At 29.2% G+C, this 15,900-nt stretch carries 12 protein-coding genes; 5 read left to right on the top strand and 7 right to left on the bottom strand.

The window, feature by feature from the left end; all coding sequences use genetic code 11:
* Positions 1-26: 26 nt before the first annotated feature.
* Positions 27-1,292: a Y-family DNA polymerase gene (locus ACRYA_RS03665; protein ID WP_105917724.1), complete on the bottom strand. Its 1,266-nt coding sequence runs from the start codon at positions 1,290-1,292 to the stop codon at positions 27-29.
* Positions 1,293-1,502: 210 nt separating this feature from the next.
* Here ACRYA_RS03665 and ACRYA_RS03660 point away from each other — a divergent pair, with 210 nt between their 5' ends.
* Both ACRYA_RS03660 and ACRYA_RS03655 read left to right on the top strand, forming a co-directional pair.
* A complete protein-coding gene (locus ACRYA_RS03660) occupies positions 1,503-1,799 on the top strand; it encodes a c-type cytochrome (RefSeq protein WP_081560523.1) in 297 nt (98 codons plus the stop codon).
* Between the two features lie 16 nt (positions 1,800-1,815).
* The gene (locus ACRYA_RS03655; protein WP_105917725.1) at positions 1,816-3,108 is read left to right on the top strand and encodes an NAD(P)/FAD-dependent oxidoreductase; all 1,293 of its coding nucleotides are present in this window, start codon (positions 1,816-1,818) and stop codon (positions 3,106-3,108) included.
* Positions 3,109-3,150: 42 nt separating this feature from the next.
* On the opposite strand, the gene ACRYA_RS03650 is transcribed toward ACRYA_RS03655, so the two are convergent.
* The 4 genes from ACRYA_RS03650 to ACRYA_RS03640 form a co-directional block, all read right to left on the bottom strand.
* Entirely contained in the window at positions 3,151-4,911 is a 1,761-nt protein-coding gene (locus tag ACRYA_RS03650) for an ABC-F family ATP-binding cassette domain-containing protein (RefSeq protein ID WP_105917726.1), read from the bottom strand.
* A 73-nt stretch (positions 4,912-4,984) separates the two neighbouring features.
* Complete coding sequence (locus tag ACRYA_RS10875) at positions 4,985-5,116, bottom strand: hypothetical protein (protein WP_265735140.1); 132 nt, start codon at positions 5,114-5,116, stop codon at positions 4,985-4,987.
* A complete protein-coding gene (gene lipA / locus ACRYA_RS03645) occupies positions 5,106-5,996 on the bottom strand; it encodes a lipoyl synthase (protein ID WP_228199779.1) in 891 nt (296 codons plus the stop codon). Before lipA ends, ACRYA_RS10875 begins: the two co-directional genes overlap by 11 nt.
* A complete protein-coding gene (locus tag ACRYA_RS03640) occupies positions 5,996-6,712 on the bottom strand; it encodes a lipoate--protein ligase family protein (protein ID WP_105917727.1) in 717 nt (238 codons plus the stop codon). Before ACRYA_RS03640 ends, lipA begins: the two co-directional genes overlap by 1 nt.
* A 105-nt stretch (positions 6,713-6,817) precedes the next feature.
* On the opposite strand from ACRYA_RS03640, the gene aceE reads away from it, so the two are divergent.
* From aceE to lpdA, 3 genes are all read left to right on the top strand, one after another.
* On the top strand, positions 6,818-9,490 hold the full coding sequence (gene aceE, locus ACRYA_RS03635; protein ID WP_105917728.1) for a pyruvate dehydrogenase (acetyl-transferring), homodimeric type: 2,673 nt from the start codon (positions 6,818-6,820) through the stop codon (positions 9,488-9,490).
* 10 nt (positions 9,491-9,500) lie between these two features.
* Complete coding sequence (locus ACRYA_RS03630) at positions 9,501-11,165, top strand: dihydrolipoyllysine-residue acetyltransferase (RefSeq protein ID WP_105917729.1); 1,665 nt, start codon at positions 9,501-9,503, stop codon at positions 11,163-11,165.
* Between the two features lie 126 nt (positions 11,166-11,291).
* A complete protein-coding gene (lpdA, locus tag ACRYA_RS03625; RefSeq protein WP_105917730.1) occupies positions 11,292-12,722 on the top strand; it encodes a dihydrolipoyl dehydrogenase in 1,431 nt (476 codons plus the stop codon).
* Positions 12,723-12,945: 223 nt separating this feature from the next.
* Here the strand turns inward: lpdA and ACRYA_RS03620 are convergent, their stop codons facing one another.
* Together ACRYA_RS03620 and ACRYA_RS03615 are read right to left on the bottom strand one after the other, a co-directional pair.
* The gene (locus tag ACRYA_RS03620; RefSeq protein WP_105917731.1) at positions 12,946-13,794 is read right to left on the bottom strand and encodes an aldose 1-epimerase family protein; all 849 of its coding nucleotides are present in this window, start codon (positions 13,792-13,794) and stop codon (positions 12,946-12,948) included.
* Positions 13,795-13,803: 9 nt separating this feature from the next.
* A complete protein-coding gene (locus tag ACRYA_RS03615) occupies positions 13,804-15,888 on the bottom strand; it encodes a heavy metal translocating P-type ATPase (protein WP_105917732.1) in 2,085 nt (694 codons plus the stop codon).
* Between the last annotated feature and the right edge of the window lie 12 nt (positions 15,889-15,900).

Here is a 15,900-nt window from a genome sequence, read left to right as displayed (position 1 = left end):
AAATATTACAAATTGTGATATTTTAACTATAGTTCAAAAGCACTTTTAAATATATCTATTCCAAATTTTTCTCTTAGTTTTTGTATATTTTGACCCAATTTGTCTTTTTTTAAATCTTCTTCATACTCAAATAAATTATAAGTATGTTCTCCTTTTTTTGCAAAATTGAAAACTGTAATATATAATTGAATAACTCCATGATTTTTGTGCTTATCTGCTTTTATAAATAGATTAACTATAGAGTTTCTAAAATCAAATTCATTAAAAATTTTATTACTATTTTCTTGTGCTTTTGATTTAATATCGGACTCATATTTTATTTGAATTTGAAAAGAAAGAGGATTGTGTCCATCTTTTTTTACTATAAAACTCAAATATCTACTTAAAATTATAGTTCTTCTTTTAAGCTCATCTCTATTAAAAACTACATCAAAACTTCTTCCAATACCTATGCTTTTTTTCTCTTTTGTTATATTTAATTTACTATCTTTTATCCCACAAACTCTATTATATGTATCTACTCCAACTTTTCCAAAAGAGTAAAATAGATTTTTATTTTTTCTAATATCTCCTAAAGTTTTTATATTATAACCACTTAGTTTTTCACAAAAAGATTTTCCTATACCTGTGAAATTTTCTATTAAAATATTTTTTGTAAACTCTTCAATATTATCTTTTTTTAAAAGCTTTATATTGTTTGGTTTTGCCTCATTTGTCATAAGCTTTGATAAATATTTTGTATTTGCTAAACCAATAGAACAAGGAAGATTTAGCTCTTTAAATATCTTATCTTTTAACTTTATTGCAAACTCTTCTGCTTCATCTTCTTTTATATAACCACTTAAATCACCAAAAAATTCATCAATAGAAAACTGCTCTATTAGTGGAATTTCAAGTTCTAAAAGCTCTTTTAATTTTGAAGATAAATCGTCATAAAGATTATATTGTGGAGTTATCATCTTCAAGTGTGGACAAAGTTTTAAAGCTTCATTTACACTCATAGCTGTTTTTACTCCAAAAGCTCTTGCCTCATATGAAGCTGATGTTATAATTCCTCTTATTTTATTATTTTCATCAAGAAAATAATTATCTGAACTTTTTTCATCTTCGTTATCTAAGATTTTGCTTGAAAAACTGGCACGATTTGTTGCCATTGTTCTTTTTACTCTTGTATGTGAAAAAATATCTACATTACTTTTTCCACCAACAGCAACTGGAATATTGTGTAAACTTTTATCAAGAGTTCTGTGTGCTGATACAAAATAGCAATCTAAATCAATGTGAATAAACATAATGCAATATTACTATCTTTTTTATAAATTCATTAAAAAATATTGCATTTTGCAATGTTTTTATAATTTACCCCTTATTAAAAATTGAGAAGAATTTACACATAATTTTTTTTTATAATTCTATATAAGATATATTTAATATTTTAAATTTTTATTAAGTTTATTAAATTATCATTCATTTGTATTTGTTATATAAAAGGAGAAGATAAAATGAAAAAACTGGCATTTTTACTTGCAACTTTCGCAAGTTTATCGTTTGCTGTAGATTATGACCCTGTAAGAGGTGAGATGCTATCACTTTCTTGTGCAAACTGTCATGGAACTGATGGAAAATCTACTACTGCTATTCCAAAAATAGCTGGATTAGACAAAAATTATATGTATCAAACTTTACTTGAGTACAAAACTGGAAAAAGAGTTGATACACATATGATGCAAAAGCACACAAAAGGTTTCACTGATGAAGAGCTTGAGCAACTATCTTACTACTTTTCAAAAGTTAAATAAGCAAAAAGGATAAACGATGATAAATAGAAGAGATTTCGGAAAATTAGTTTTAGGAGCTACGGCTCTATCTTTTACTGCTTGTGGTAGTTTAGCGAGTGGTTTATCTACAATTCCTGCAAACAAAAAAAGAGTTGTAATTGTAGGTGGTGGTTTTGGTGGAGCTGCAACTGCTAGATATTTGAGAAAATTTGATTCAAATGTTGAAATTGTTTTGGTTGAACAAAATAAAGAGTATTACACTTGTCCATTTTCAAATGCAGTAATTGCTGGTATGGAAAAAATGGATTTCATAAAACGTGATTTATCTACTTTAGAAAAAAAACACAATATAAAAGTAGTACATGCTAAAGTTGCAAAAGTTGATGGAGCAAATCAAAATGTGATTTTGGAAAATGGAGAAAAAATCTCTTATACAAAAGCTGTTGTAAGCCCTGGAATTGATTTTAAATATGAAAAAGGTTATACAAAAGAGAATGAAAAACATGCACCACATGCTGTAAAAGCAGGAGAGCAAACTACAATTCTTCAAAAACAACTTGAAAATATGAAAGATGGTGGAACTTTTGTAATGGTAGCACCTGCTGATCCTTTTAGATGTCCTCCTGGACCTTATGAGAGAATTTCACTTGTAGCTCACTATATTAAAAATAACAAACCAAATTCAAAAATAATAGTTCTTGACCAAAAAGATAAATTCTCAAAACAAGCTCTATTTACAAATGGTTGGAAAGAGCTTTATGGTGATTTAATTGAATGGAGAGCAGCACAATTTGGTGGAAAAGTTGTAAGTGTTGATCCAGTTAAAAAAATAGTTGTAACTGAAGATGAAGAGCTTAAAGCAGATGTTTTAAACTATATTCCAAATCAAAAAGCTTCTCAATTAGCATTTGATTCAGGACTTGTATCTGAAGGAAAAGATTGGTGTGATATTCATCCAAAAACTTTTGAATCTAAATTAGTTAAAAATGTTCATGTTATTGGAGATGCTTCAAATGCAGCACCTATGCCAAAATCAGCATTTAGTGCAAGTACTCAAGGAAAAGTTGTAGCTCTTCAAATAGCAAGAATGCTAAAACAACAAGAACCTTTAAATCCTCCAAAACTAGCAAATACTTGTTATAGTTTATTAAGTCCAAACTACGGTATTTCTATTGCCGCTGTTTACAATGCACTTGATGATAAAATACAAAATGTTGATGGAGCAGGTGGAGTAAGTCCTGAAACTGATCCAGATGGTCATATTAGAATTTTAGAAGCAAAATATGCTTATGCTTGGTATGAGAGCCAAACAGCTGACATATTCAAATAAAAGTTTTAGCTTGGTGCTTTTTTGCACCTTGCTCATTTTTAATTAAGATAACTCACTCATTTTTTTGTCAAATTCACTGTTTATACTCTCAATTTTTTGCATAACTTCTAAAATCTCATTTTCTACTTTTGTTTTATCAAGACCCAAAAGTGTAGAAGCTTTATTTTCTAACTCTTCTATTTTAGCTTTTAGAGGTTTTAAATCTTGACTTTTTTTAGCAACCAATTGGGCTCTTAATTGTTTGCTCTCTTTTTTATTTATTTTTGGTTTATCGCTTTTTTCACTCTCTTTAGTTTTTGTTGGTTTTGAATCATCAATATCATCACCCCAACCTATTTTTTCTAAAAACTCATCATAAGTTCCATTAAAATAATCAGCTCCATCATTTGTAAAAACTATCAATCTATCACAAACTGCTCTTAATAACTCTTCACTATGAGTTACTATAATACTTGAACCAGCAAACTCTTTTATAGCAGTTGTAAGTGCTTCAATTGATTCAATATCAAGGTGATTTGTAGGCTCATCAAGGAAAAGAAGATTTACATCTTGTGCAATAATTTTTCCAAGCATTACCCTACTTTTTTCTCCACCTGAAAGAAGAGATATCTTTTTCTTTGCATTATCTCCACTAAACATCATAATTCCACAAATATTTCGTATAACTGACTCTGATATTTTGTTATTTACACTTTGTATCTCTTCTATAATCGTATGTTTTTGATTTAAATGATTTATATTTGTTTGACCAAAATGACCAAAAACTGTACTTGGATGAAAATCTACGCTTCCACTAAGAGCCTTTAATTCACCTGCAAGAACATTTAAAAGTGTAGATTTACCTTTTCCATTTTTTCCAATAATTCCCAAAGTTTCGCCACGGCTTAGTGCAAAAGTTATATCTTCAAAAAGAATATTACTTTTATCGTATCCAAAGCTTACATCTTTTACTTCAAGTAGATATTTTGCACTTGTATCTTTGTAATTGAAATCGAATTTCAAATCTTTTTCATACACAATATCTTCCAAAACTTCCATTTTCTCTAGAATTTTTACCTTTGATTGAGCCAAAGTTGCTGTAGAAGCACGAGCTTTATTTTTTGCAATAAACTCTTCGAGGTCTTTTATTTTCTTATCTTGAGCAATTTTTTGTTTTTCATAATGCTCTTCATTTGCTGCTAATTGTTCAAAAAATTTAGTTGTACTTCCAGCAATTATAAAAGCATTTTTTCTAATAATTCCCATAGTGTGAGTACAAACACTGTTCATAAAATCTCTATCATGAGTAATAAGTATAACTTCACCATCAAAAGATTTTAAAAACTCTCTTAACCATCTAATAGATAAAATATCCAAGTAGTTTGTAGGCTCATCAAGTAAAAGCATATTTGGTTCTGTTAAAAGAAGTTTTGCTAGATTTATTCGTATTTGGTAACCACCTGAAAAACTCTTTGGCTCTTTTTGTAAATCTTCTTCACTAAATCCTAGACCAAACAATATTTTTTCAGCTTTATAAATATTGTACTTATCATCTTCACTTAAAGCAGTTGCTGTTTCATCAAGTAAAGTCTTCTCTTTAAAGTCAAAATATTGTTTTAAAGCACCTATTTTATAATTTTTTGGAGTTGCGACATCTCCACTATCAGGTTGTTCTTCTCCTAAAATAAGTTTAAAAAGTGTTGATTTTCCTGTACCATTTCGCCCGACAAGCCCTACTTTATCGCCTTTATTTAGACGTAGATTTAAATCTTGATATAAAGTCTGTGTTGGGTATGATTTTTGTATGTTTATTAGCTCTATCATATGTTTTCTCTATTTTTTGAAATTTTTAAGGTGGGATTATATTATATTTTGTGTTAGAGGTTGGTTATTTTTATTATAACTCTTCAAGAGTTCTTGGTCTTCCTTTTGGTCTTAAAGAAAACTCAACACCTAATAAATCCAAAATTACCTCAATTTTTTTAATACCAACCTCATCTATAAAGCAATTTTCTATTTTACAAAGCACTTGCCATATTTAAATAGTGATGAGCCATATAAGAACTTCTTGCATATGGACTTGCTTTTACAAATTCAAAGCCCATAGAATAAGCTATTTTTTCGTACTTCTCAAATTGTTCTGGCTTTACAAATTCAATAACTTTCTCAAAATCTCCACTAGGAGCAAGATATTGTCCAATACTTAAAAACTTACAACCAACATCTAATAAATCTTGAAAAACTTGAATCATCTCATCTTGTGTTTCTCCAAGTCCTACCATCAAAGCACTTTTTGTTTTAATCTTATCACCACCCAACTCTTTTAATCTTTTTAAAACTTCTAAGCTTCTTCCATAAGTTCCATTTCTTCTTATACGATATAAAGAAGGAACTGTTTCTACATTGTGTCCAATAATTGTAGCACCTGAATCTATAACTCTTTTTAAACTCTCATCATTTCCTTTAAAATCAGGGATTAGTATCTCAACTTTTGTATCTGGAGATTTTTCAATAATATCTCTTGTAACTTTGTAAAACTGCTCTGCTCCACCATCAGGTAAATCATCTCTTGCTGGACTTGTAATAACTACAAATTTTAAGCCCAAAGTTAAAACAGAAGTAGTTACTTTTTTTATTTCACTTTCATCTACTTTTTTTGGCATTCCTGTTGTTACATTACAATAGGTACATCTTCTTGTACAAATATTTCCCAAAATCAAAAAAGTTGCATTTTTATTTGAAAAACATTCACTAATATTTGGACATTTTGCCTCTTGACAAATTGTATGAAGTCCACCAACATCTTTAAGTAAATTTTCCATCTCAACTTGTGTATGTGGAGTTAATTTTTTTCTTAACCACTGTGGCTTTTTATAAGCTACTTCATTTGTATTTATTGTTTGTGTCACTATTTTTCCTCTTCTATTTTTTCTAAAATATTTTTCTCTTCTTCATTTAAACTATCTTCAAATATTTCAACTTCAAAAACTTCTTTAAAAGCTTTTATTAAACCATCTTTTGCCTCTTCAAAGCTCAAATTTATTCCAAAATCTTGTAAAGAACTACCCATAAACTCAACTTTTGATTTACTAAAAAGTGGAATTGAACCATGCTGTAAAATAGAGTTTTTAGCTCTTTTTTGTGCATTTCCACCTATTTTTTTACCATCAATTATAATATCATATGCTTCAAATCCAACTTGACAAAAAGGACTTTTACTTAAAACTATACTTTCATCATCTTTTGCAAATTTTGGTTTTAATCCTAAATTCTCATAAAATTTTAATAAAAATTGACAAATAAAAAAATATGTCTCTTTTACATCACGATTTTCTATTGCACTTGGATTTAATAAAATTGTATATGAAATATCGTGTCCATGAAAAAGTACTCCTCCACCTGTTAATCTTTTTGAAACATTGTTTTTGTAATCACTTTGTAATTTTTTGTAATCATCAATATCTTGTCCTGCTCCAAAAGTAATACAATCCTCCCAAGAATAGACTCTTAATATTGGAATACTATCATTTTTGAAAGCTTTAAATAGTGCTTTATCTATATTTGAATTAATCTTAGAACTAAGATTTTGTGTTATAATCAATCTAAATTTATTGTTAATTTTCATCTATTTTAATCCTTAAAATATTTGATATAAGCGAATTATAATTTATTTTAAATTAAAATTACAAATTAGTTTTAAAAATTAAGAAAACTTTTATAAAGGATATTTATGCCAAAAATACAATTAGAAGATGTTAATCCGCTAGAAACTAAAGAGTGGATGGAAGCTTTAGAGGCTGTTATAGACGAAGAGGGAGTACAAAGAGCTCACTTTTTACTAGAAAAATTAATAGATAAATCAAGAAGAAGTGGTGCACACTTACCTTTTAGTGCAACAACTGCTTATATAAACTCTATTCCAAAAGAGGAAGAACCTAAAATTCCAGCAAATATGGATTTGGAAAGAAAAATAAGATCTATTATTAGATGGAATGCACAAATTATGGTTCAAAGAGCTTCAAATAAGCAACTTGAACTTGGTGGTCATATTGCATCTTTTCAATCATCTGCAACACTTTATGATGTAGCTTTTAATCATTTTTTCAAAGCACCAAATGAAAAAAATGGTGGAGATTTGATATTTTTCCAAGGACATATAAGTCCTGGTATTTATGCTAGAAGTTTTCTAGAAGGAAGATTTACTCAAGAGCAGATGGATAACTTCAGACAGGAAGCTTTTGCAGATGGATTATCTTCATATCCACACCCAAAACTGATGCCTACATATTGGCAATTCCCAACAGTTTCTATGGGATTAGGACCTTTGCAAGCAATTTATCAAGCGAGATTTTTAAAATACCTTACAAATAGAGGAATTAAAGATTGTAGTGCTCAAAAAGTTTACTGCTTTATGGGAGATGGAGAGTGTGATGAACCTGAGTCTTTAGGTGCTATTGGTATGGCTGCTAGAGAAGAGTTGGATAATTTAATTTTTGTAATAAACTGTAACTTACAAAGACTAGATGGTCCAGTAAGAGGAAATGGAAAAATTATCCAAGAACTTGAAGGTGAATTTAGAGGAGCTGGTTGGGAAGTAATCAAAGTAATTTGGGGAGGATTATGGGATAATCTACTTGAAAAAGACACATCTGGAAAACTTCTTGAACTAATGGAGCAAACAGTTGATGGAGAGTATCAAAACTTTAAACAAAAAGGTGGAGCTTATACAAGAGAAAATTTCTTTAATAAATTCCCAGAAACTGCAAAACTTGTTGAAAACCTAAGTGATAATGATATTTGGAAACTTAATCGTGGTGGACATGACCCTGTTAAGGTTTATGCAGCTTATAAAAGAGCAAATGAGACAAAAGGAAGACCTTCTGTAATTTTAGCAAAAACTGTAAAAGGTTACGGTATGGGAAGTGCAGCTGAGGGTATGAATATTGCTCACGGTGTTAAAAAAGTAGATGTAAATCAGTTAAAAGCATTTAGAGATAGATTTGATTTACCAATTAGTGATGAAGATGTTGAATCTTACTCATACTACAAACCAGATGAAAACTCTGCAGAAGTTCAATATTTAAAAGAAAAAAGAGCAGCTCTTGGTGGGTTTGTACCACAAAGAAGAGAGAAATTTTCAAATAAACTTGAAATCCCAGCTTTAAGTGAATTTGAAAGTATAATTGCAGGTAGTGGAGATAGAGAAATATCTACAACTATGGCATTTGTAAGAGTTTTAAATGCTTTACTAAAAGATAAACAAATAGGAAAAAATATTGTTCCAATAGTTCCCGATGAAGCTAGAACATTTGGAATGGAAGGTATGTTTAGACAATTTGGAATTTATTCAAGTGCTGGACAAAAGTATATTCCACAAGATAAAGACCAAGTTGCATTTTATAAAGAAGATATAAAAGGTCAAGTTTTACAAGAAGGAATAAATGAGCTTGGAGCTATGAGCTCATGGATTGCAGCTGCAACATCTTATTCTGTAAATGATTATCCAATGATTCCATTTTATATATTCTACTCAATGTTTGGATTTCAAAGAACTGGAGATTTATGTTGGGCAGCTGGTGATCAAAAAGCAAGAGGATTCCTTGTAGGTGGAACTAGTGGAAGAACAACACTAAATGGAGAAGGGTTACAGCATGAAGATGGACACTCTCATATTTTAGCAAATACTATTCCAAATTGTGTTACTTATGATCCAACTTATGGATATGAAGTTGCTGTTATAGTTCAAAATGGAATACAAAGAATGTATGGAGAAAATCAAGAAGATATTTTCTACTATATTACAACATTAAATGAGAATTATGCACAACCTGCAATGCCAGAAAATTCACAAGAAGGAATTATAAAAGGAATTTATAAAGTAAAAACTTTTGAGGCAAAAAATGACTACAAAGTTAAACTTCTAGGTTCAGGTTCTATATTCCAAGAAGCTATGAAAGCAGCTCTTATTTTATCAACAGAGTATGATATAAAAGTTGATATTTTCTCAGTTACTTCTTACAATGAATTAACAAGAGAAGCTCAAGATTTAGAAAGAGAGAATTTATTAAATCTTGATGCAAGTGCTAAAATTCCATATATAGAAAAAGTTTTAGGAAGTGATGAAGATAGTATTATTATAAGCGCAACTGACTATATGAAAGCTTATTCTGAACAGTTAAGACCTTATATCAAAGGAAATTTCAAAGCTTTAGGAACAGATGGTTTTGGAAGAAGTGATAGTAGAGCAAATTTAAGAAAATTCTTTGAAGTTGATACAAACTTTATCATTTATACAACATTAGCACAATTAGCAATAAATGGGAAAATAGATAAAAAAGTGGCTCTTGAAGCTAAAAATAGATATGCGATTGATACAAATAAAATCAATCCTAGAAATTCGTAAGGAGTAAAAAATGGCAAAAATATATGATGTTTTTATTCCAGACTTAGGTGCTGACAAAGATGTTGATTTAATTGATGTTATGATAAAAGTTGGTGATATTGTTGAGATTGAAGATGGTTTAATCACTCTTGAAACTGAAAAAGCATCTATGGATGTTCCAACTCCATACAAGGGTAAAATCGTTGAAATTTTAGTAAAAGTTGGAGATAAGGTAAATAGTGGAGACTTAATTGCTAAAGTTGAAGCAACGAATGAAGGTGAAGAAAATAGCAATCAAGCTGATGAAGTTGCTTCTAGTGCTTCAAAACTTGAAGAGCAAAAAGAAGAAGTTGTAGCTATTTCAACTCCTCCTCAATTTGTAAAAGAGCAATCTATTCAATCTGTTGTTGAAGAGGTAAGAGTTCCTGATTTAGGTGCTGAAAAAGATGTTGATTTAATTGATGTTATGATTCATGTTGGAGATATTATTGTAAAAGATTACAGTATCATAACTCTTGAAACTGAAAAAGCTTCTATGGATGTTCCTGCACCTTTTGGTGGAGAAGTGATTGAGATTTGTGTTCAAAAAGGTCAAAAAATTAATAGTGGAGATTTAATAGCAAAAGTTATTAAAACTGTTGTTATAGAAAACAAAGTTCCAACTCCAACTTTTGCTGCAAGCTCTACTCCTACAACTGTAGAAAAAGATATTAGTTCTAAACCAACTCTTCAAGAAGTAGCTGCAAGAAGTGCAGATATTGAAGAAGAGAGTAAAGTATTATCTAAAAAAGCTACAAAAGTATATGCAAGTCCAAGTGTAAGAAAAATTGCAAGAGAGTTTGGAGTTGATTTAGGTTTTGTAAAAGGTAGTGCAAAAAAAGGAAGAATTTTAGCAGAAGATATAAAAGCTTATGTAAAAGAGCAACTTAATAAACCTGCATCTGCTTCAAGCATTGGATTTGGGTTTAGTCTTCCTGAGTCAAAAGAGATAGATTTTTCTTTATTTGGAAAAGTAAATAGAGTTGAGCTTAGTCGTGTTCAAAAAGTATCAGGACCATTTTTACATAAAAACTATCTATCAGCACCTCATGTTACACAATTTGATGAAGCTGATATTACAGAGCTTGAAGAGTTTAGAAAACAACAAAATGAAAAAGCAAAAGATTTCAAACTTTCACCTATTGTATTTATAATAAAAGCAGTTGAAAAAGCTCTAAAAATTCATCCAAAATTCAACTCAAGCTTAAGTAGCGATGGACAAGAGCTAATTATGAAAGAGTACTTTAATATTGGAGTTGCAGTTGATACACCAAATGGACTTTTAGTACCTGTTATTAAAGATGTAGATAAAAAAGGTTTCAAAGAGATTGCAATTGAATTAGCACAACTATCACAAAAAGCAAGAGAAGGAAAATTAACTTCAAATGATATGAGTGGTGGATGCTTTACTATTTCAAGCCTTGGGGGAATTGGTGGAACATACTTTACACCAATTATAAACTCTCCTGAAGTTGCCATTTTAGGGGTTTCAAAATCTTCTATTAAACCAGTGTTTAATGGTAAGAAATTTAAACCTAGACTTATGCTACCAATTAGTCTATCTTATGACCATAAAGTAATAGATGGTGCAGATGGTGCTAGATTTACAACAACTTTATCACAACTTTTAAGTGATATTAGATTGTTAAGTCTATAATTAAGCGTAACTCGTTACGCCCTTTAGAATTTTGCTACTTTTAGCAATTTTTTATAAATTGTGTTAAAAAGTAGTCATTAAATAAAACGGTTCCCTTTTAAATGGGAACCATTTAAAAGGATAAGTATGAATGAAATAAAAACTCAAGTTTTAGTAATAGGAGCAGGACCTGGTGGTTATTCTGCTGCTTTTAGATGTGCTGATTTAGGATTTGAAACAACTATTGTTGAGAGATACTCAACTTTAGGTGGAGTTTGTTTAAATGTAGGGTGTATTCCTTCAAAAGCTTTACTTCATGTTGCAAAAGTTATTGAAGAGGCAAAACATATAAAAAATGCTGGTATATTTTACGAAGAACCAAAAATAGATATACAAAAAGTTGCACAATATAAAAGTGGCGTTGTAAAAAAACTAACTGGTGGTTTAGATGCAATGGCAAAAATGAGAAAAGTAAATCATATTCAAGGTTATGCTAAGTTTTTAGATGAGCATAGTGTTGAAGTAACTCTTACAAATGGTGAAAAATCAAAAGTAAGTTTTGATTACTGCATAATTGCAGCTGGAAGCCAAAGCTCTAAAATGTCATTTATTCCTCATGAAGACCCTAGAATTTGGGATTCAACAGATGCTTTAGAAGTAAAAGAAGTTCCTAAAAAACTTCTAATTCTTGGTGGTGGAATTATTGGTCTTGAGATGGGTACAGTTTATTCAACTTTAGGAAGCGAAGTTGATGTTGCAATTAGAGGTGAACAACTAATGACTGGAACTGATGCTGATTTGATAAAACTTTATACAAAATCAAATAAAGATAGATTTAATATTATCAGCAAAACTCAAACTCAAAGTATAATTCCAAAACAAGATGGAATTTATGTAGAGTTCAAAGGTGAAAATGCACCTAAAGAGGGAATTTTATATGATGCTGTTTTAGTAGCTCTTGGAAGAAGTGCAAATGGAAATAAACTAGGACTTGAAAATACAAATGTAGAAGTAGATGAACAAGGGCTTATCAAAGTTGATAATCAACTACGAACAAAAGTTTCTCATATATTTGCTATTGGAGATATTATTGGTCAACCTATGCTTGCTCACAAAGCCGTACATGAAGGGCATGTAGCTGCTGAAGTTATTGCTGGTCATAAAGTATATTTTGAACCAAAACAAATACCATCTATCGCATATACATTCCCTGAGATTGCATGGGCTGGTATGACTGAAATCGAGGCTAAAAAAGCTGGTATTAACTATGAAGTTAGCTCATTTCCTTGGAGTGCAAGTGGAAGAGCACTAGCTAGTGATGTTTCAAATACTGGTCTTACAAAACTAATTTTCAATAAAGATACAAACCAATTAATTGGTGGAGCGATTGTTGGAGAAAATGCAGGAGAGCTTTTAGGTGAAATCTCTCTTGCTCTTGAGATGGATTGTGATGCGCAAGATTTGGCACTTACAATTCATGCTCACCCAACACTACATGAATCTATTGGTATGGCTGCTGAGATTTATGAAGGATCTATAACAGATTTACCAAACGCAAAAGCTGTAAAGAGAAAGTGATTTTATTTTTAGTTGTCCGATTTTTTCGGGCAACTATGTTTTCTTAATTTAAAGACTAACTTATCAATCACTTTCCTTCTTCTTTTAATCTTTGTTTTAAATTATTCAAATATTTTTATAACTTCACTTGATTTCATTTTGACTCTTTAATATATTTTAGATTATATTAGAAGATAAACTTAAAAATATAAATAAATATTACAGAATGCAATAGTATTTTAATTCATATTTCAACACTATAAAAACAAGAAAAAAGCTCATCTTTTAGCAAAACTTGAATTCCTCTTTTATCTTCTAGATTTTGATTTGAATTTTCCTCATTTGCAACTCCAAACCAAGGTTCAATACAAACAAATGGTGGAAGATTTGGTTTTGACCAAACTCCTAAATATGGAAAATTTTTGAATTCTACTTTTAAAATTTTGTTATTGTTTTTATCTCTTAGAATAATAGAATTTATATTTTCATCATTAAAAATTAAAGCATCATTTTTAAATATTTCTTTATCTAAAATGAGCTTATTTTCTATAAAATTCATCTCTTGATTTTTATAAATCAAACCTTTATCATTTAAAAAATACCTTTTAGAAGTTCTAATATCTTCAAAATCTAAAAAATCACCACTTGAAATATTAAAAGCTGGATGAGCTCCAATTGAAAAATATAGTCTATCTTCACTTCTGTTTTTAACCTTATATGAAATTATTAGTTTTGTTTTCTCTAATTTATAAGAGATATTTAACTCAAACAAAAATGGATAAATTTCAAAAGTTTTTTCATCATTTTTTAGGCTAAATTCAATAAAATCTTCATCTTTTTTTATAAGTTCAAACTCTTTATCTCTTGCAAAACCGTGTTGAGATAAATTGTATTTTTTACCTTTATAAAAATAGTTATCATCTTTTAATCTTCCAACTATTGGGAAAAGTACAGGTGAATGTCTTGCCCAGTATTTTGAATCTGCTTGCCAAATATATTCAAAATCATTTTCTATTTTTTGTAAACTATTTAATTCAGCTCCAAAAGATTTGATTTTTGCTTTTACAAAACTATTTTTTATCTCATAATTCAAAATATTTTCCTATTTTTTAATATCTTTTAAAATTCTCATAGAGTTAAATATAGCTATTAAAGCTACTCCCATATCTGCAAAAATTGCCTCTTGCATGCCAATAACTGCACCTGCACCTAAAAATAAAAAACCAATTTTTACAAGCATAATAAATATAATATTTTGGTATACAATCACTTTTGTTTTTTTAGCTATTTTTATTGCATCAATTATTGAATTCAAATTATCATTTAAAACTATAACATCAGCAGATTTTATAGCCAAATCACTTCCTATTACACCCATTGCAAAGCCTATATCAGAATTTGCAAGTGTTGGGGAATCATTTATTCCATCTCCTACAAAAGCTGTTGTTTTTCTTGTTTCATTTTTTATATTTTCATAAATTTTTAGTTTATCTTGGGGTAAAAGTTCATATCTTACTTCATCTATTCCTATATTTTTTGCAACTTCTAAGGCTTGTTCTTTTTTATCACCTGTTAGCATATAAGTTTTTAAAATATTTAGTTTTTTTAACTCTTTTAAAAACTCTTTTGCTTCAGATTTTATAACATCACTTACAACAATATATCCAGCAAATTTTGAGTCTATTGCTACATAAACAACATTTAAACTATCGTTTAGATTTTGTGAAATTTCTACACCATATTTTTCAAGAAGTTTTTTGTTTCCTACTAAAATCTCTTTTTCATTTACAATAGCTTTTATACCTAAACCACTAAACTCTTGGCTAAAACTAAGCTCTTTTAGATTTAACTCCTCTTTACACTCTTTTACAACTGATTTTGCTATTGGATGATTTGAAAAGCTCTCAACTATTGCAACAACTCTTAGAAGCTCATCTTTACTCATATTAAAAGCTTTTATTTTTGTAACTTCAAAAACCCCTTTTGTCAAAGTTCCTGTTTTATCAAAAACGAAATTTTCAATTTCAGTTAGTTTTTCTATATAGTTTGCACCTTTTACTAATACACCTTTTTTTGAAACAGCTCCAATAGCACTAAAATATGATAGAGGAACAGACACAAGTAAAGCACAAGGACAAGAGATTACCAAAAAGACTAAAGCTCTTTCAATCCAGTCAGCATAAGAAGTATTTTGGATAAAAAGTGGTGGTAAAAATGCTAAAAATAAAGCTAGAATAACAACTATGGGAGTATAAACTGAAGCAAATTTTGTAATAAACTTTTCAGCATTTGCTTTTTTTAAACTTGCATTTTCAATTAACTCAATTATCTTTGCAATTGTTGAGTCTTTGTAAAGTGAATTAACTTTTAAATAAACAGCATTTGAAACATTTATATATCCACTTAAAACCTCTTCTTTCTCTTTTAGAGTTTTTGGTTTAAACTCACCTGTTATTGCACTTGTATCAAAAGAGCAAGAGTTTTCAAGCAAAATAGCATCAACTGGAACTTTCTCACCTACTTTTACTAAAATAGTATCATCTAGTTTTAACTCTTGGGGAATTTTTTGAACTATAGTTTCACCCTCTTTTACAAATGCAAATTCTGGTTTTATATCTATAAGTGCATTTATACTATCTCTTGAATTACTTACAGCAACTCTTTGAAACATCTCACCAACTTGATAAAAAATCATAACAGCAATTGCCTCAACAAAATCAAAAAGAGCAATAGCTCCAATTGTTGCAATTGACATTAAAAAATACTCATCAAAAACTTTACCAACAATAATATTTTTAAATGCCTTATATAAAACATCCCAAGCAACAATCATATATGCTATAACAAAAACTGCTATTTGTAATTGTATATTTTCTATATAGTTATAAGAGATATAAGTTAAAAAGAGTGATATTAAAGTAATAATTAAAAGCTTTTTGTCCAAATTTTGCCAAAATGTTTTTTTCTTTTTATTCTCTTGCTTTACTATAAAAACTTCTTTTTCTATTTTTTGAATCTCTTTTTCTATTATAAAAGTTAAATCTTTGTTTGTATTTTGTTCAAATGTTAAAGTTGAAGTTGAAAAATTAAGTCGTACATTTGATAGTTCTGGCATATTATTTAAAGTTTTCTCTATTTTTAAAGCACAATTTGCACAATCAAGATTTTGTAGTTTTATTTTATTCATATATAAATTCTT

Source organism: Aliarcobacter cryaerophilus ATCC 43158 (assembly GCF_003660105.1).
In the GTDB taxonomy this organism is placed as follows: domain Bacteria; phylum Campylobacterota; class Campylobacteria; order Campylobacterales; family Arcobacteraceae; genus Aliarcobacter; species Aliarcobacter cryaerophilus.
This window is presented reverse-complemented; position numbering and strand designations above follow the sequence as displayed.